Origin of the sequence: Nostoc sp. MG11 (assembly GCF_014904695.1) — a bacterium.
In the GTDB taxonomy this organism is placed as follows: domain Bacteria; phylum Cyanobacteriota; class Cyanobacteriia; order Cyanobacteriales; family Nostocaceae; genus Komarekiella.
Genome location: NZ_JACXXN010000018.1, coordinates 34,604 through 52,675 on the forward strand (window position 1 = coordinate 34,604; position 18,072 = coordinate 52,675).

The 18,072-nt window shown below is 41.6% G+C and carries 12 protein-coding genes; 10 read left to right on the forward strand and 2 right to left on the reverse strand.

All coding sequences use genetic code 11. From position 1 onward, the window contains the following. Positions 1 to 4: 4 nt before the first annotated feature. From HCR01_RS22510 to HCR01_RS22525, 4 genes are all read left to right on the forward strand, one after another. On the forward strand, positions 5 to 1,984 hold the full coding sequence (locus HCR01_RS22510; RefSeq protein ID WP_193198337.1) for a response regulator: 1,980 nt from the start codon (positions 5 to 7) through the stop codon (positions 1,982 to 1,984). A gap of 250 nt (positions 1,985 to 2,234) precedes the next feature. Further along, positions 2,235 to 2,960, forward strand: coding sequence for an ROK family protein (locus HCR01_RS22515; protein ID WP_193198338.1), 726 nt, complete (start codon positions 2,235 to 2,237; stop codon positions 2,958 to 2,960). A gap of 329 nt (positions 2,961 to 3,289) precedes the next feature. After that, a complete protein-coding gene (locus HCR01_RS22520) occupies positions 3,290 to 4,306 on the forward strand; it encodes an SDR family oxidoreductase (RefSeq protein ID WP_193198339.1) in 1,017 nt (338 codons plus the stop codon). A 584-nt stretch (positions 4,307 to 4,890) separates the two neighbouring features. Next, entirely contained in the window at positions 4,891 to 5,052 is a 162-nt protein-coding gene (locus HCR01_RS22525) for a hypothetical protein (protein ID WP_193198340.1), read from the forward strand. 153 nt (positions 5,053 to 5,205) lie between these two features. On the opposite strand, the gene rtcA is transcribed toward HCR01_RS22525, so the two are convergent. After that, entirely contained in the window at positions 5,206 to 6,252 is a 1,047-nt protein-coding gene (gene rtcA, locus HCR01_RS22530) for an RNA 3'-terminal phosphate cyclase (protein ID WP_193198341.1), read from the reverse strand. Between the two features lie 163 nt (positions 6,253 to 6,415). Further along, positions 6,416 to 7,762, reverse strand: a complete 1,347-nt coding sequence (locus HCR01_RS22535; protein WP_193198342.1) for an FAD-binding oxidoreductase — start codon at positions 7,760 to 7,762, stop codon at positions 6,416 to 6,418. A 734-nt stretch (positions 7,763 to 8,496) separates the two neighbouring features. Between HCR01_RS22535 and hpsA the strand changes: the two genes are divergently transcribed. From hpsA to hpsE (HCR01_RS22565), 6 genes are all read left to right on the forward strand, one after another. Then, positions 8,497 to 13,137, forward strand: a complete 4,641-nt coding sequence (gene hpsA / locus HCR01_RS22540; protein ID WP_193198343.1) for a hormogonium polysaccharide biosynthesis protein HpsA — start codon at positions 8,497 to 8,499, stop codon at positions 13,135 to 13,137. 31 nt (positions 13,138 to 13,168) lie between these two features. Next, positions 13,169 to 13,864 carry a hormogonium polysaccharide secretion pseudopilin HpsB gene (gene hpsB, locus HCR01_RS22545; protein ID WP_193198344.1) on the forward strand — a complete coding sequence of 232 codons (696 nt, stop codon included), beginning with the start codon at positions 13,169 to 13,171 and terminating at the stop codon, positions 13,862 to 13,864. Positions 13,865 to 13,944: 80 nt separating this feature from the next. Then, positions 13,945 to 14,961 carry a hormogonium polysaccharide secretion pseudopilin HpsC gene (gene hpsC / locus HCR01_RS22550; RefSeq protein ID WP_193198393.1) on the forward strand — a complete coding sequence of 339 codons (1,017 nt, stop codon included), beginning with the start codon at positions 13,945 to 13,947 and terminating at the stop codon, positions 14,959 to 14,961. A 39-nt stretch (positions 14,962 to 15,000) separates the two neighbouring features. Beyond that, positions 15,001 to 15,684, forward strand: coding sequence for a Tfp pilus assembly protein FimT/FimU (locus HCR01_RS22555; protein ID WP_193198345.1), 684 nt, complete (start codon positions 15,001 to 15,003; stop codon positions 15,682 to 15,684). Between the two features lie 219 nt (positions 15,685 to 15,903). Next, positions 15,904 to 16,872: a hormogonium polysaccharide biosynthesis glycosyltransferase HpsE gene (gene hpsE / locus HCR01_RS22560; protein ID WP_193198346.1), complete on the forward strand. Its 969-nt coding sequence runs from the start codon at positions 15,904 to 15,906 to the stop codon at positions 16,870 to 16,872. 11 nt (positions 16,873 to 16,883) lie between these two features. Next, positions 16,884 to 17,861, forward strand: a complete 978-nt coding sequence (gene hpsE, locus HCR01_RS22565) for a hormogonium polysaccharide biosynthesis glycosyltransferase HpsE (RefSeq protein WP_193198347.1) — start codon at positions 16,884 to 16,886, stop codon at positions 17,859 to 17,861. Positions 17,862 to 18,072 lie beyond the last annotated feature (211 nt).

Here is an 18,072-nt window from a genome sequence, read left to right on the forward strand (position 1 = left end):
TTTAATGATTACTAATTCTACCAAAGGTTCAATTTTAATTGTTGATGACATTCCTAGCAATCTAGAAATGTTATTCGATTTTTTAACTAATTCTGGATTTACAGTATTGGTGGCTGAAGATGGTGAAAGTGCTATAGCAAGAGCAGAATATGCCCCACCCGACTTGATTCTATTGGATATACTCATGCCAGAAATGGATGGTTTTGAAACATGCCGCCATTTAAAAGTTAATGAGTTAACAAAAGATATCCCTGTCATTTTCATGACCGCTCTTTCTGAAACAGTAGATAAGGTCAAAGGCTTAAATCTTGGTGCAGTAGATTACATTACTAAGCCGCTTCAGCACGAAGAGGTTTTAGCTCGCGTCGAACTTCATTTGAGACTTCGCAAGCTAACGAAGACACTACAAGAGCAAAATTTGCGTTTAGAGGAAGAAATTACTGAACGCAAGCGAATAGAAGAGAAAATCCGCGAACAGGCTGCTTTGTTGGATATCACTACTGATGCAATTCTTGTTAAAGATTTGAATAACCAAATCAGTTTTTGGAACCAAGGAGCTGAACATTTATACGGTTGGAAAACAACCGAAGCAGTTGGTAAAAATGTGACTGAGCTTCTGTATCGCTCAGAAACCTTATCTCAACTCCAAAACACCAACAAAATTTTAACTAAAAATGGCTTTTGGCAAGGCGAGTTGAGCCAGATAAATAAACAAGGTCAAGAGATTATTGTTGCTAGTCGCTGGACTCTGATGCGCGATCAAGATGGTCAACCCCAATCGATTCTTACAGTTAACACAGATATTACCGAGAAAAAACAACTCGAAAGTCAATTTCTCCGCGCTCAGCGATTAGAGAGCATAGGTACGCTTGCTGGTGGTATTGCACACGACTTGAACAATATACTGACTCCAATTTTGACATTATCACAACTGCTACAGCGAACCCTTCCTAATACAGATGAGCGCCATCAGCAGATGTTCAAGATCATAGAAACTAATGCTAAACGTGGGGCTGCTTTAGTTAAACAAGTTTTGCAATTTGCGCGTGGAGACAAAGGTAAGCGGACAATTGTACAAATTAGCCATTTATTTTTGGAAATTGAGCAGATTGTTAAAGGGACGTTTCCCAAATCGATTGAATTTTATACGAATATAAATCCAGAGATTTGGCCTGTAATTGGAGATGCTACACAACTACATCAGTTGCTTGTAAATCTAGTAGTTAATGCTCGTGATGCCATGCCAGATGGTGGTACTCTTAGTCTTTGTGTTGAAAATTTGTTCATAGACGAACATTATGCTCGGATAAATCTTGATGCCCATGTCGGCCCCTATCTTGTAATTTCTGTTACAGATACGGGAACTGGTATGACATCAGAAATAGTTGATAGAATATTCGAGCCGTTTTTTACTACTAAAGAAATTGGCAAAGGTACAGGACTGGGTTTATCAACCGTAAGGGGCATTATCAAAAGCCACGGTGGTTTTGTGAATGTGTACAGCAAAGTTGGAAAAGGAACTGAATTTAAAGTATTCTTACCAGCAGTCGAGGCAATGACAACACCATTGGCAGAAAACCTTGAACTGTTAAAAGGAAATAGTGAATGCATTCTAGTTGTAGATGACGAAACCAAAATTCTAGAAACTACAAAAATTACGTTACAAGCTTTCAACTATAAGGTGTTTACGGCTAGTAATGGAATTGAAGCAATGGCTGTGTATGCCCAGCACCAAGATGAAATTAGTGTGGTATTGATGGATATTATGATGCCATCAATGGACGGTGCGCTAACTATTCGCGTGTTACAAAAATTTAATCCTCTTGTCAAGATTATTGCTATCAGCGGTCTAGTACCTGACGATAATTTAGTGAATTCTGCTGGAGTCAAAGCGTTTATTTCTAAGCCCTACACGACTAGAGAATTACTGCAAACTTTAGACAGTATTCTTTCTCAAGAATCATCTCAGGAAATACCAAAGTAACTGAAGTTGATGAGCTAGAAGCTTTTATCGGCTATTTGAGCAATTTTTTACTACTAAAGATATAGGTAAAGGTACTGCTTTAAGATAAGCGATCGCTTATCAAATTATTATGGAAAAGCACAGAGGAGCCCCGAAAGTTAACTGGGATCGCTTGCAAATCCTCAGATGAAGACTCTCCGCATATCCAGTCTGATCCAGATGCACCAGGGGATAATAACAAAATAAGCGGCACTAACAAGGACGTAAGCCAATGGCTGAAGAAAATGGATCGATTCGCACCCTATCAGTTGATATTGGCGGTAGTGGTGTCAAAGCCATAGTTTTAGATATCACGGGAACTCCATTAACAGAAAGAGTGCGTTTAGAAACGCCCCAACCTGCTACACCCGAAGTTGTAATTAATGCAATTATCGTGTTGGCGGCTGCACAAGGGGAATTTCATCGCGTTTCGGTAGGTTTTCCTGGTGTGGTGCGGTGTGGAGTCACGGAAACAGCGGTAAACTTACATCCAGATTGGATTGGATTTAATTTTGAAACAGCATTGTCTAATCACTTACATAAGCCTGTGCGTGTAATTAATGATGCAGATATGCAAGGGTTTGGGGCGATCGCAGGTAAAGGCGTAGAATTGGTGATTACTCTGGGAACAGGGTTTGGTTCGGCTCTTTTTGTAGATGGTAAATTAGTGCCGAATATGGAAATGGGTCATCATCAGTTTCGCAAAGGAGAGACTTATGAGCAACAACTCAGGCGTGCAGAGTTAGAAAAAATTGGTGAGAAAAGATGGAACAGGCGTTTAGAAAAAGCGATCGCATCCTTGCAACATCTATTCAATTATGATTACCTTTACATCGGCGGTGGTGAAGCCGTCAAGGTAAATATCCAATTGCCGTTAAATGTCAAACTTATCCCTAATATTGCTGGTTTATTAGGTGGTATCGCTTTGTGGCGAGAGGAAAAAAATGAAAGGGGTTAAGAGTCAAGGGGAGCCAGCGCCGTGGTGTTAGCGTAGTGTCTCGTAGAGAAAAACGAGCGTCCGTAGGAGCGTCGGCAGTCCGGTCTTCTCTGCGAGACGCTGCGATAAGGGGGTTCCTCCCAGGAGGAACTGCCGTTAGAACTCTCCTTTGAAGGCAGGAATAAGCAAATTCTTCCTTGTCCCTATTGTCCCACTTACCGCGTTGTCGTAAAAACCTACACTTGTCAAACTCCTCCACACACATCTCTACCTTGTGTGTAAGTCTTGCGAGGGATGAATCTAACCTTAATCAAACTTTACATATAAGGTAAGGATAAGGGTGATTAACCATGCAATTGAAGCCAATTAATCAGCAGGTGGTAGCCGTAGTTGGGGCTTCCAGCGGCATCGGAAGGGATGCAGCAGTAAAGTTTGCTCGACGTGGTGCAAAGGTAGTAGTTGCAGCACGCAGCGAACCAGGGCTGAAGTCATTAGTAGAGGAAATTCAAAGCTTTGGCGGTGAGGCGATCGCAGTTATTGCAGATGTGAGTGAGTTTCAGCAAGTAAAAGCGATCGCAGACAAAGCCGTAGCCCAATATGGACGACTAGATACTTGGGTTCATACTGCGGCTACGGGTATACTTGCGCCTTTCGAGAAAATCACACCGGAAGAGTTTCAACGAGTTGTTGATGTCACCTTGATGGGACAGGTGTATGGTGCAATGGCAGCACTACCTTATCTCAAACAAGAGGGACGCGGGGCGTTAATTCATATTTCCTCAATGGAGGGTAGGCGCAGTCTGCCATTGCAAAGTCCTTATTCTACTGCCAAGCACGGTTTAGAAGGTTTCTTGGAAGCGTTGCGCGTCGAGTTGCAACACGAAAAGTGGCCTATCAGCGTCACCTCAATACTGCCTTCAGTGATTAATACACCTTTCTACAATAAAGTTCGCACCAAGCTAGGAGTGAAACCGACAGGGATACCGCCGTATTATGATCCTAGTTTAGTTGCCGATGCAATTCTCTACGTTGCCGAACACCCCACACGCGATTTTATCGTCGGGGATGTAGGCAGAGTGTTAGATGTACTACAACGCGTTTCACCGTCTCTAGTGGATTCAGTGCTAGTGGCGATCGGTTTTGCAGGACAGCGTACTAATGAGCCGAAATCAGAGGATGCGCCAGACAATGTTTTTGAACCGATAAACGGCTATGACCGTGTTGAAGGAGACTTTAAAAACCTGACAATACCAAGCTTTTCAGATTGGTGGGATATGAATCCAACCTTGAAATGGGGAGCGATCGGTTTAGCGGCGTTGGGGATAGCTGCGTTTCTTGGTAGTTGGCATGACGGCAAGGATGTTTGATGCAGCAACGCGTGGTAAGACAAGAGTAGGTGTAATTGTTCTCTATTCGCCTTAGTAATTAGTTAACTGAGTTAAATTTTAATTTACCCATCGTCGAGTATTTTTGTCTCGTGAGCGAGTATTAAAGATAGGACTTACGCACTGAAGCCTGAAACCCTGATCCCCCCTAACCGCCCTTTTTAAGGCTACGGTGTACACACATCTGTGTACAAAACCAAAATCGTTGTATATCCTCCTAAATCCCCCTTAAAAGGGGGACTTTGAGAGGTTTTTGCCCCCCTTTTGAAGGGGGGTTGGGGGGATCAAAAGCCTGTGGGGCAACTCTAAAAGACTTGTGTGTACACCGTAGCTTTTTAAGGGGGGAACGTCTAAAGCCCCCTTTCTAAGGGGGTTGGGGGATCTGAGTGCGTAAGTTCTGAAAGACTCATCGTCGAGTATTTTTGTCTCTTGAGCATAAAAAATTACTACACTAATGTCTATTTAAAAAGCCTGCAAACATTAAACTTTATAACTTTTGATTGATGAGGTTGCTAGCTAATTAGACGAAAATTTTGCTGTAATTTAAAAAATATCAAGGAAGAAACATGGCTAGGATCAAAATGACTAACTTGCAACTTTTGAATAAAGTTGAAGAACAAGAACTATCTAATGCAGAACTCACAGCAGTCAGTGGAGGAATTCAATTTCAGCTTCTAGGTAATAACTATGTAGATGCAACATTTGGGGGTTTTAGATTGACGCTTTAAATTTGACAGCGTGCTTGTGTTTGCAAACACTATAATCGTTAATCTGAAATTTTTTTATCTGCAACCTGACCACCAAAATAATAAAACTTATCGTTCTTCTGTCCTGCCTGAAACAGATAAATAGTAATACAAAATTAAATACCTCACAGCTTATTACTTCTTCAAAGGTTGCACACTAACCATCTGCTCAACTTCATTAACAGTTATTCGCCCTAGTCCAAATTGCTCAATCACCGCTGCATTTGTTGTTAAATGTGTACTAATTTCAGCGACTCGGTATTGGCTTTCCTGTGAGGCTAAAGCCGCTGGTAACAATAACTGATCGGCTAAATGTTCATCTACTGGTGCGCCAGTTTGATGAAAGTCCAGTAGTTGCTGACAAGCAATTTCTGCAACTGTTTCCGCTGATAACCGCAAACGCCCAAACCCACCAAACCCAGTCAAGCTATTTTGATATTCAGCAGTTAGGAAAATACCCGCCCCCGGTGCAACACCTTTTTCTCGTAAAGCCTGTACAGTAACTTTCAACTGCGCTTCTCTTAACAAATTCTCGGCACGATTCGCCATCCGTTGTGGAATATGCGAAGGCAGTTCTGTGACTACCGCTAGTCCCCGCACCTGCTTTAAATCTCCCCGTTCTAGCAAGTTGATCCCACTAAGTTTACTACCACCAGTCACCCGCATCTCTACCTCTCCGCCACCTTGAGGATACCACCCCCAAGCGCCTAACTTAACTTGGGCTTCCACTCCCATACGTTGCAATATTGGCAGATAAACTTGCTCAATGTAAGTCACTGTCGGACTGAAGATGACATGAGTTCCACCCCGTAGCGTTACTAGGGAATCACCATTTGCTAGTGCTAAAGGTAAAAGAATAGTCTGTAAAACTAGAGCGATCGCACCAGCAGAACCCCCAGTCCGCGCTTCACTCACATCAAAAGTATAAGCTCCAGTTTGTACAGAACTACCGGGGATAAACTCCAGTAGCATTGAACCCAAAGCATCACCTCGGAGTTGAGCATTACAAATTCTTGCCGCAGCGCGAACTGCTGTTAAATGTTGTGCTGCTAATCCTGGCTTTTTGCGTCCGGCGCGAATGCCTGTAATACGTATAGGTTCGCCAGTGATGGCGGCTAGACTCAGGGAAGTGCGAAGAACCTGTCCGCCTCCCTCTCCGTAGGAACCGTCAATGTCAATCATGCGCGATTTTAGGATGATGGAGCCACTGGTGTGCTCTCGAAACCATTGAGCAAAGTAGCGTGATTTTGGATTTTCCTCACGTTTATTGAATCAAACTATCAGAGGTTACACAAATATACACAGATTCTAATCTGTGTGTCTCTAACTTTCTAACGTTGCATTTTTAATTATGAATTTTTAATTGTAAAACCTTACTTTTACCGGGATTCATCAACCCATAAGGGTCAACCATTTCCTTAAATTTTAATTGCTCAGGATCAATAACTTTTCTTCCCCCGTCTTCAATAATATACGTGTGAGGATTGGCAATAAACACACCCTGCGCTTCATGGTAGCGGATAATTTCGTTGAGGCGTTCCTCCGTGGTGTAGCGCACAAGTTGCAAAGCACCAGGAATTACAGTACCATTCACCCGAAAAAATTCTAAATGCATTATCACCTCATCACCAAAATGATGATATAGATGCTCTACCAGTTGCAAGCTTTGATTAGCAGGAAACATACTTTGCAAATAGGTAATCGAAGTATCTACCGTCCGGGCGTGCAAGGTAGTGTGATTCCAGGTAAATTCTGCTAAATGTGTACCTTTTGCTGCTTCATTGGCTGGTTTTTGATAAGTAATCTTACCGCCATATTGCTGCACTAAACCAGGTAATAATTCCAAACTCGATTCAGCAAGCATCAATAATACCGGGTGAGTACCTTGAGGAATATAATCTTGCAGAGCGTGAAAATATTGTGGAATCTGGGATGCAAACACAGAAATCAACTTCTTAATCATGCCATCAGCATTACCCAGTGCTTGACCAAAATTTACCGCTGCCATAAAGTCATCAAATGTGATAATGACTTCTGCCCAAGGATAAGCTGGCCCCAAGGGAATTTCTAATTCAGTGATAATGCCATTAATCCCCCAAGCATGATTCACCTTTTGCACATCGTCCCCCCGCAGTTCAATGATCCGGGGTTCATCTTCTACAGTCACAACTCGTAGGGCCAAGATATTACCGCGATCGCCTAGCAATCCATATTGTACAGACCCGATACCCCCACTCCCACCAGCAATAAATCCGCCAATTGTCGCTGTGCGGTACGTAGAGGGTGTCATCCGCATTTCCCAGCCAATTTCTCTGGCTTTTTTATCCAACGCCGCCAATTTTACCCCAGCTTCTACCCGCGCCACTCCCGGTTTCACCCAAGGAATCTCGTGCATCCTTGTCATATCAAGAATTACACCACCGTGCAGCGGTACGCATTGCCCATAATTTCCAGTTCCCGCACCCCGCACAGTCACGGGTACACGATATTTAGCACAAGCAGCTGCAACTTTTAAAACCTCTTCTTCGTTGGCAGGACGCACCACAATATCCCCCACTTTTCCCTCTAGTTTCGGCATTAACACAGGGCTAAAGGTGTGGTAATCCTGAGATAATTTTGCTACTTGGCTAGGTTCGGTGATAATTTCTAGACCTTCTAGAGAATTAATCAAGGTATCTAATCTTGTTGTCATAGCTTATATCCTTTTTTCTAATGCAGACAGAAGTATGAGCGCATAACTTCTCCTATGGTCGTCACTACACGTAGCTTCCCTCAAAGAGTACGGTGGAATGCAGAGAGATTCCTTTGCGTTACTCTGCGCTTTCCTTAGCGTCCCTTCGCGTTTAAAATCTCAACTTTCTTCTTTAACAGCCCTTTCATACCACTTACTTAATATAAAGTCAGATACGGCACTCAGGCGAACGAAAATTAGTCTGCCTAACCCTGTTGTGAGAAAACAATGGGAAAAAGTAACTTTCTGCATTCTGACTCCTGACTCCCCTAGTTGAGAAGAGTGCAAGCTAAACGCTTACTACATATCATCTTGCACCCAACTGACATATTTCCTTTAACAGATGGGTACTATAAGCTTACTCTGCTAACAACATCTTCATGAAGTTGCCTTCAGATAAAACAGATATCCGCAAACTTACTGTGAAGTTATGGTGTTTTTATGCTCTACCCTTCCAGAATTAATAATTATCAAAAAATCGGTATTTCCCGGATTAAATTAAACAATTTATCAATGATATAACTTTAATAAATTGTTTTTTACCGCCATTTTAATTAGAAATTTAGTAACTCAATATGCAGTACTCGCACAACTACAATCTCAAGTTTTGCCTCCAAAATTAATTTACAGGCATCCTTGATTTTACCAATAAACAATCCATAATTCGCCACAAATCACTTGATAGGGAAGCAGCTATGTCTCGAAAATGTCGGACATTCAAGGCAATAAAAAAAGTCTTCATACAAATTAGCAAGCAATTTTTATCTGCAATTAAAAAGCAAATTATTTGGCTTCTGCGGATTTTTGTTGTCACGGGAAAGAAACGAAGCTCAGTAAATGCTGGTTTTGTATTGCCAACAGTGGCAATGGTAGCTTTAGTGGTCGTATTACTAACAACTGCGATTTTATTTCGGTCTTTTGAACGCTCCAAAAATGCTAGTAATGTTCGAGTTAATGAGGCTGCACTCAATGCTGCAACTCCAGCAATTGATCGCGCTAGAGCCAAGTTAAACAAGTTATTTCAAGATGGACGACTACCAAGAGCTACGCCAACAGATGATGCGTTGTACTCTACTTTAACAACAATACCCAATATCAACGAATACACTTTTGGTGACGAAACTCAACTACAGCTGACTCAAGGCTCAGACAACTTAAAGACAGCATGGCTGTACCCTGTAGATACCGACAACAACGGCAAATTTGATAGCTATACTCTTTATGGAATTTACTTTAGAAATCCTCCCATAAGTGATGGTGCATATACCCGTGCTAGAAATTCCCTAGAGGCGAGAACTCCACCAATGACTGCTGGTAGTGTGAGTGGAGATTGTGGAGATACTCTAGGAACTAGTGCCACCTTAGTAGGCGAGACTGGCTGGTTTAATATTGGCGGTAAATTGAAAAAAAGTTTTTTTGTTTACACTGCCAACGTTCCTATTACCACTGACCCTCCATCTGCTCAGGCTGCTAATTATGAGAAATACAAAGGGAATAAAGGCTTCTCTGCCTTAGAGTATCAACAAGAACGCGTGCAACTTCCTCTCGTTAACAATGCCGTTATTTATGAAGATGACATAGGACTTAGCCCTGGTCCTGCGTTCAGATTGAATGGGCGAATTTTTACCAATAGTAACTTCCTCACTGCTTCACCAGGGAATAGTGCGAATCTATACCAGGTTAGCAGTTTAGCATCCTGTTTCTATACAGCTGACAATGGCAAAATTACCGTTGGTGGAAACTTAGGCGCTGGTGGATTCACAGATGCAAGCGATTTAGGGAATGCTACAAATGTACATTTATACCAGGGCAAAAGCATTGATCCTAGTTCATCGCCTCCAAATATCACGGCTAATAAATCAGTGGCTGCTGGACCAAGTGCAATAGCGTACAACAGTCTAGCTTATGTGCAGCGCCTCAATCGCTTAGTTAGTGCTCAGACGACTCTAGATTCAACTGGTAGTACTGACCCGCAGGAAGTTAAAGATGGCATTATCAAGCAGCAGCAGAATACACCTGGTTACACCACAGATGATACGGCGCTATTTCGTCAACAAGAGCTATATAACTACTTTAAAAGACGGACTCGTCGTGTACCTTATGCAGAGGTTGGTTTTGGTGGCGATGCTTTAACCCCTTACGCAACGACCAGCCCACTCGAAGGTAGTGGTGATACACTACGTCCAAAAGATGTTTGGATATATCCCTTCCAGTATTCCACTACCCCTACAACTAGCACTACAACCCCAAATCCAGATGCTACGCTTGGTCTGCCGCTGCACCTAAATGGCAGTACCAAGGTTTACCCTACTGCAACCGAGCCAACTAAGCAGCTAAATACTTTGGCAGGTAATGAACAATCTTTAGGTGATCGGGTTTTAGTTGGTAATAATCTACCTGAACTCTGGTGGAACGGAACAGCCTTTGTTGGGCCAAATACCCAAGACACTCAAGCTATTTCAGATAAGATTTGGGATGACGGAACTCCTCCATCTCCGGCTCCTAATGTTCGTACTCGTCGCACCCAAGTACAACAACTGGCTGATTTTGGTGCTACAGACCGAGATAAAGATTGGGAATTAGCAGCTGCTAAAATACCGACTAGTCCACAAGATCCTTCTGGTGGCTTGCGAGTTATAACTGGTGCGGGTATTTATCTACCTAGTGGTTACACTACGACAGGTATTGCTGGTGATACTGATTTTTCCAACGCCACAACTACTACTAAAGATATTTGGTCAGACATGATGCCAGTTGCTTCTGGCAACGCTACTGAACCAACCAGCAGTCTATATCCATATATCACCTTACCAGACCCGACTTATACTCCCTATCTACGAATGCGGGCGTCAGTAGTCTACCACTACAACAAGACCAGCTACAGTCAGTCGGCTCCCCAACCTATTGCTTGTGTTAGTAGCTACTATGACCCCACGAGTAGCACTACAGCCAGAAATAAAGCAGGTCTACCTGATGTCTTCCCTGTAGGCGTTATTACTCCTAACCCCACTACAAATGTTACTGCTGCCAACGCTGGAAATTCTAACAATGGCGTAGTCTACTCTCCTCCTGATGCTGCTGGTGAAACAACTTATGCAGCAGCGCTGAGATACCAAGCACAACTAAAATACCCCAATGGACGTTTGGTAAACCCGATACTAAACAGTTTATATACGCAACCAATAACATCAGCGTCTACAATACAACCAGTTGCCAATCGCACTCTTTCAGAAAGATCTGCTGTAGAATCGGCAGTTTGCGCCCTGCAAATTTTAGACGGCACTATTGGTAGCCCCACTGATACCGACATTCCTCACGGCGCAATTATGGAAACTGCCTTTCTTGACCCCAGACAGGTTAAGGCAATTCACGCAGATGTAACAATGGGTGTTGAAACATTTACTAACGCGGATGGTAATGGAACAGTTAATGCAGCTGTACCAGACGCAGCAAACTACAACCTGTCTAAGGAACAACGCCAACCTCTAGAAATTCGCGCCACAGTATTAGATATTGATAAGCTGCGAGGAAAAACTATCAGTGGCGGTTCAGCAACAGTAACAGAGTATTTACTACCTAATAGCGGTATTATCTACGCTACTCGTGATGATGCGCTTTTAGATTTGAGTGCGCTTAAACTTAGTTCTGGCACAAATGCACAAAAGAAACAAGACCAGAATACACGAAGCCCTGTTGACTTTATACTTGACCCAACTCGCCGTCCTAACGCGATTATGTTGAACAATGGCGGAAAAGTCTGGCGGACAAATTCTTATAGAGACACAGAGAAAGGACTAATTTTGGCTTCTAATCTGCCTGTATATGTCAAGGGTAACTTTAATCTTCACACTGAACAAGAGTTTACAACGGCATTAGCAGATGATTGGGGCAACTTCTATACTCGCACCGCAGCTACTCGCAACGTTAACTTTGCTTGTCGCTCAGGTGACCCAAGGCTTCCAAACTGTGCTACTGGGGATGAATGGCGACCTGCAAGCGTGTTGGCAGATGCTGTAACTTTACTTTCTAATAATTTCCGGCTAGGTTTCCGCAATGAGGGAGACTATGACCTGAATAATAACTTAGGGAATAGTAATTCCATTAACAAGTTTACAAATAATGGCTTTTTTGCTAATGCCTATGTCACCAATTTTGACTGGTCTAATAGCGGCGTGCCTAGAGACCTTGAGCCTACTATTACTATTCAATCACAAACTTTTCAAGGTAGTTCTTACCTCAATAACTTTGTCACACCAATTCAGCGCCGGATAAATGCCCCAGAGTATTTGATGGAGGTTTGTCCAAAATTACCTGTTTCCGAATGTGATCCAGCGAAAGACTGGTATGTTCACTATATTGACTCAGTAACCCCAGCTAACAATAGACGCTCATGGTTACTTGGTGGGACTGATAATGTTCCGAATATTGCCCTTGATGGAACTCTAGATAAGTCAAGCTCAAATACAAATGCAGGTACAACGGTTACTGCCTTTCCTTCCACTCAAATGTATCCGCGTCGGGTTGCTTTTAAGCGCGATGACACAACCGGTGCATTGGCCTTAGATGGTGGTCAACCTGTTATCTTGGGTATCAAAGATGGAAAGGTAAATGCTTACCCATTGAGCGCTTTTAGTTCTGCTGCAACTAGACCTGACCTACAAAACAACGCCTTATGGTTTAGGACAACTACAGCAAATAATAACGACACTCCTCCAAGGCTTACTGAAACGGTAGCCTCTGGTACAATCAACAATCCGCGTTTAATCCCAGTTTTACAAGTTCAAAACCCGACGAATGATGATAACGAAGATAACACTGAGATAATAAACACTGGTTCTACGCGCAACTGGCTACAAATAGCTACCGAAACGACATTCAATTTAGCCGCAGCAGCAGGAGACACCCCTGCACGCCCCACTGAAGATAACGGTGGTTTGCATAACTTTGTACGGTTTATCGAGAACTGGAACCCAACTAGCGGTGTAGCAAATGCTGTAAAGGCGAGAATTAACGGCTCCTTTATCCAGTTCAAGCGCAGCGCCTATGCTACTGGACCATTTAGGGCATCATTGGCAGCCTCCTTTTACCCAATCACTGGTAATAACGGTACGGCTCCCTTCTATATAGCTCCTACACGGCAGTGGGGTTATGATGTCGGGTTGCTTTCTCAGTCGCCTGATTTGTTTGCCCAAAAATTGGTGAGAACGCCAGATGATCTGCCAGATGAGTACTTTCGGGAAGTTGGTCGAGATGATGCCTGGGTGAAAACTTTGTTGTGTGCTAAAAAAGCCGACGATACTTATGCAATCGACGAAGATCAACGTCGTTGTGACTAACTAATCAAATCTTAGAAGTTGGTGATTCGCAATGATTAAACGCAAACAACAGCAAATAAGCTGCCTTTCTGATCAGTCTGGTTTTACGATTATTGAGTCATTAGTAGCACTACTCGTAGTTGCTATTTTACTAACAGCGATCGCACCTGTAATCGTCTTAGCAACAGCGACCCGCATTCAGTCTCGACGTGTAGAACTAGCAACCCAAGCAACAAAAACATTCATTGATGGCCTCAGGACTGGAGCGATTGCAGCACCAAGTGAAATTACTCCTGCACTAGATGCACCAAGCACAACTATTAAAAGAAATCTTGTAGATAGACCAGGTGAGTATTTAATTAACACTTTTACAAAGATGCCCCTTCCCGAAGAATCGACTAAAAATACTTTATATTGCTTTCAAAAGGACGGCATTATTAGCAATCCAGGCTGTGCTGGCAATACCAACAATTTGTTTTACATTCAGGCTAAGCGAATTGTCCAAAGTACTATTGTAAACGATGGTTATCGTCTAGGAATTCGGGTATACCGGGCAGATGTTGACTTTAATAATATAACTGCCAGCACAGGTCTTGATATTAAGAAGACACAACTAACTTTCACAGGCGGATTAGGTGAGCGTCAAGCACCACTAATAGAAATGACAACCGACATTGCTAGTAGTACAACATCATTTCAAGCTTTATGTCAGCGTCTTGGTATTAAAACCGATCAAGCCTGCCAATAAAAGACTGGGCAAATTCACATTATGCGATTGAGCGCTTTGTATCCATACAGTAAAGACAGTAAAGAGAATACCGCAATATGATGAGGACATTAAAATTCCTACTCAGGAGCCATCTGACACGTTCCAAGGCCGTTCAGCAAGTTGGTGGTTTTACCATGATTGAATTGCTGATAGCCATGATTCTGGCATTCCTTGTTATAACGCCGTTGATGGGATTCATGATCAACATTATGAACACAGACAGACAGGAGCAAGCTAAGGCAAATTCTGAGCAAGAAATTCAAGCTGCACTGGATTACATTGCCCGTGATTTACAGCAGGCAATCTATATTTATGATCAAACAGGTATCAATGCTCTCTCTCAAACCACCGATAACGGGCCTCAAATACCTAACGGCACAGACAGAGTTCCTGTACTTGTCTTTTGGAAGCGAGAATTAGCTAGCAAGGTAATTCCAATTACAAGCGATAATAATGATAAGAATGATACGTTTGTTTATTCATTGGTTGCCTACTATTTACTTAAAGACAGTAACACCACTTGGTCTAAAGCTGCTCGCATCGTTAGATGGCAAATTAAGGATGGTGTGCCGGCTACCACTGGTGGTGTAGCTTGTCCTGGATATAGTGGCACTTATATTAGTGATGATAATTGTCCTAGTGAGGGTTTTGCTTTATTTAAGCTTGATGGAGTAGGCTCCATTGAGGAAAAAATGAATGGTTGGAAAAGACTCAGTGGATATGAAGATGCAAGCGGAGACGATATAGCTGTAGGTTACGCTAACTCCATAGTGCTTGTTGATTTTATTGATCAAACCAAAACTGACGACGCATTAAATCCAGCGCCACCAGTAGCATGTTCCCCCATCAGTCTACCAGCTACAGCTACCTTTAATACTCGTGATACGGCTAAAATGACTGGCTTTTATGCATGTATTGATAGAGTTAATACAACAGCACAGGTTTTTATACGAGGTAATGCACTAGCTCGTATTGAAAACGATCCAAATAAACTGAAGTACAGTGATAGCAAAAGAACTTATTTTCCAAATGCAAGTGTACGAGTACAAGGACGCGGATATTTGTATACCAAGTAAAAGCTGAAAATCAAAGGATTATTCAATAGCAGCTAAATTATGGAAAATTTAAGTTTGAAGTTATTGCACCCCGGTGACTGGAATAGGAACAGTAAACAGCGATATCTGGTTAACAGGCTGCGCTATGCTTCTAGATACACCCGACATGATGCTGGCTTTAGTTTACTGGAATTAATCGCAGTGATGGTGATGATAGGTATTTTAGGTGCGATCGCGGCTCCTGGTTGGCTCGCCTTTGCAAATCGGCAGCGGGTAAATAAGGTTAATGACGCCGTTGTAGCCGCATTACAGGAAGCACAGCGAGAAGCTAAAAAGAAAAAACTGAGCTACAGTGTCAGCTTTACAACTGATAACACCACTAAAGTTACACAAATTGCCATACATCCCAAGGATTCTACACCTAACAGTTTTTGGCGTGATTTGGGTGGAGATTTGGGAATTCAACCGGGACAGGTATTGCTTGGTACAAATCTTAGCGAAGTAAATACCGTCAGTTCGCTCACATATGCTTCTAGCTTTAATAGCAGCGCACCACAAACGATTACTTTTGATTACATGGGTATTTTGGCACCTAAGACTAACAATAATGCTCCTGATACGGGGTTAAAAGTTGTATTAGCTGTACCCCAAGGAAATAATAGCGCTAGCAGTGTAAAGCGATGTGTCATTGTGGATACTCTCATTGGAGGAATGCGAACAGCAAAAGACTCTCAATGCAATTAAATAAATTTTTTTGGTAGCGAAATGCTGCAAAAATTTCTGTAATAATACGGGACGGGAAACTACACCTTAAGAGCAAAATTGTAACATTAGATGCAAGTTTCTGGTTTTAAACATTATTGTTTACTTGTACTCAATTAGCCATGCAATACGCCCTGTTGCATTTTTAGCATTTGCTGGGCATCCTCAAAAAGCACTTTAATAAAATATAACTTTGGGAAGATGACTGAGAGCGTTGATTTTACTATAGCCATCCCAACTTATAACGGCGAAAGTCGTTTGCCTGAACTACTAGAGCGACTAAAAAATCAAATTCACACAGAAAATTTAACTTGGGAAATTATAGTTGTAGATAATAACAGCACTGATCAAACAGCTAAAGTTGTTCAAACCTTTCAAAAAAATTGGCAATGTCCTTACCCTTTAAAATATTGCTTTGAAGCACGACAGGGAGCAGCTTATGCTCGAAAACGAGCAGTTGAAGAAGCTAAAGGTAAATTGATAGGTTTTCTAGACGATGATAATTACCCACTATTAACTTGGGTAGCCGCAGCTTATGCTTTTGGTCAAAAGTATCCTAAAGTGGGAGCTTATGGTAGCCAAATTCACCCTGACTGGGAAGTAGAACCACCGCAAAACTTTCAGCGAATTGCTCCATTTTTGGCAATTACAGAGCGAGGAAATTTACCGCTACTCTATGAACCTGCAAAAAAATTGTTACCGCCTTCTGCTGGACTTGTTATTCGCAGACAAGCTTGGTTAGAAAGTGTGCCAGACAAGTCTATTTTAACTGGTAGAGCTAATGGCAACATGCTGACCAGTGAAGACTTAGAAATGTTGTCTTACATTCAAAAAGCAGGATGGGAAATTTGGTATAACCCAGAGATGGAAATTTATCATAAAATACCTAGCTTTCGGTTAAAAAAAGATTATTTAATTCCCTTTTTTCAAGGTATTGGACTTAGCCGATATGTAACGAGAATGGTAAATATAAAACCTATATACAAACCAGTTATTTATTTAGCTTATATGATAAATGACATCCGTAAAATTGCTTTTCACTTAATTAAATATCAAACTAAATTAAAAAATGATTTAGTTGCTGCTTGTGAGTTGCAACTATTTATTAGTAGCTTTATTAGCCCTTTTTATCTGTGGAAAAACGGATATTTAAAAACTAATAATAAATAACTTTAATACATATGACTGAGTTATTAAATGCAAGCTTAGATATTACTGTAGCCATTCCTACATATAACGGAGCAACTCGTTTACCTAAAATTTTAGATAGACTTTTTACCCAGATGAGAATAGCAAATCTCAACTGGGAGATTATTGTTGTGGATAATAATAGTTCCGATAATACATGTCAGGTAGTAGAAAATTACCAAAAAATCTGCAATAGTAACTTTTCATTGAGGTACTTTTTAGAAACCGAACAGGGAGCCGCCTTCGCAAGACTACGCGCAGTACGTGAAGCTAGAGGTGAGTTGATTGCATTTTTAGATGATGATAACTTACCTGATCCTAATTGGCTAGCAGAAGCCTATGCATTTGGTACTGAGCATCCTCAAGCAGGTGCTTGGAGTGGGCAAATTCATGGTGATTTTGAAGTGAAGCCACCAGAAAAATTTGAGAGAATTCAAGCTTTTTTAGCTATCAGAGAACACGGAATAGAACCACATTTATTTGATCCAGATAATTTACGGCTTCCTCCTGGTGCGGCTCTTGTTGTCCGTAAACAAGCATGGTGTGAGAATGTTCCACAACGACCTAAACTAAGTGGAAAATTACCTGGCATTTTAGTACAGGGTGATGACTATGAGCCATTGCTTTATATCCACTATGCAGGCTGGCAAATTTGGTATAACCCAACCATGCATACTTATCACCAAATACCACATTGGCGACTAGAAAAAGATTACTTACTAACTCTGGCTCGTGGTTGTGGTCTGTGTATTTGTCAGTTACGCTTGATCAATACTAAAAACTGGCAAAAACCAATAGTGTTGGTGAGAACCTTTTTGGGTAATTTGCGCCGAGTTTTAGAGCATTTAATTAAGTATAGAGGTCACTTAAAAAGTGATTTAATTGCGCTTTTTGAAATGCAATTTTACTTGGGTAGCATGATGAGTCCTTTTTATTGCTTGAAAAGGACTATACGAAAGTTAACTGATTAATTAATTATCTATTTATTATAATTTTCTACTTTTCTGTAGAAATATACTTACATATAGCTATACTACTGAATATCAAAAAGTAGTAATACTAAATTTATACTTGTTGAAAGTAACGGTTATATATAAACTTTTATATTTTTTACATAAGAATGTTAGTGTGCCAGGATTACAGGGAACACTAAATTTATCAACCCTGATATAAATCAGCTAG

Excerpts from the sequence above, each read along its gene's own strand:
- HCR01_RS22510 (WP_193198337.1), top strand. The coding sequence starts at position 5 with ATGATTACTAATTCTACCAAAGGTTCAATTTTAATTGTTGATGACATT.
- HCR01_RS22515 (WP_193198338.1), top strand. The coding sequence starts at position 2,235 with ATGGCTGAAGAAAATGGATCGATTCGCACCCTATCAGTTGATATTGGC.
- HCR01_RS22520 (WP_193198339.1), top strand. The coding sequence starts at position 3,290 with ATGCAATTGAAGCCAATTAATCAGCAGGTGGTAGCCGTAGTTGGGGCT.
- HCR01_RS22525 (WP_193198340.1), top strand. The coding sequence starts at position 4,891 with ATGGCTAGGATCAAAATGACTAACTTGCAACTTTTGAATAAAGTTGAA.
- rtcA (WP_193198341.1), bottom strand. The coding sequence starts at position 6,252 with ATGATTGACATTGACGGTTCCTACGGAGAGGGAGGCGGACAGGTTCTT.
- HCR01_RS22535 (WP_193198342.1), bottom strand. The coding sequence starts at position 7,762 with ATGACAACAAGATTAGATACCTTGATTAATTCTCTAGAAGGTCTAGAA.
- hpsA (WP_193198343.1), top strand. The coding sequence starts at position 8,497 with ATGTCTCGAAAATGTCGGACATTCAAGGCAATAAAAAAAGTCTTCATA.
- hpsB (WP_193198344.1), top strand. The coding sequence starts at position 13,169 with ATGATTAAACGCAAACAACAGCAAATAAGCTGCCTTTCTGATCAGTCT.
- hpsC (WP_193198393.1), top strand. The coding sequence starts at position 13,945 with ATGAGGACATTAAAATTCCTACTCAGGAGCCATCTGACACGTTCCAAG.
- HCR01_RS22555 (WP_193198345.1), top strand. The coding sequence starts at position 15,001 with ATGGAAAATTTAAGTTTGAAGTTATTGCACCCCGGTGACTGGAATAGG.
- hpsE (WP_193198346.1), top strand. The coding sequence starts at position 15,904 with ATGACTGAGAGCGTTGATTTTACTATAGCCATCCCAACTTATAACGGC.
- hpsE (WP_193198347.1), top strand. The coding sequence starts at position 16,884 with ATGACTGAGTTATTAAATGCAAGCTTAGATATTACTGTAGCCATTCCT.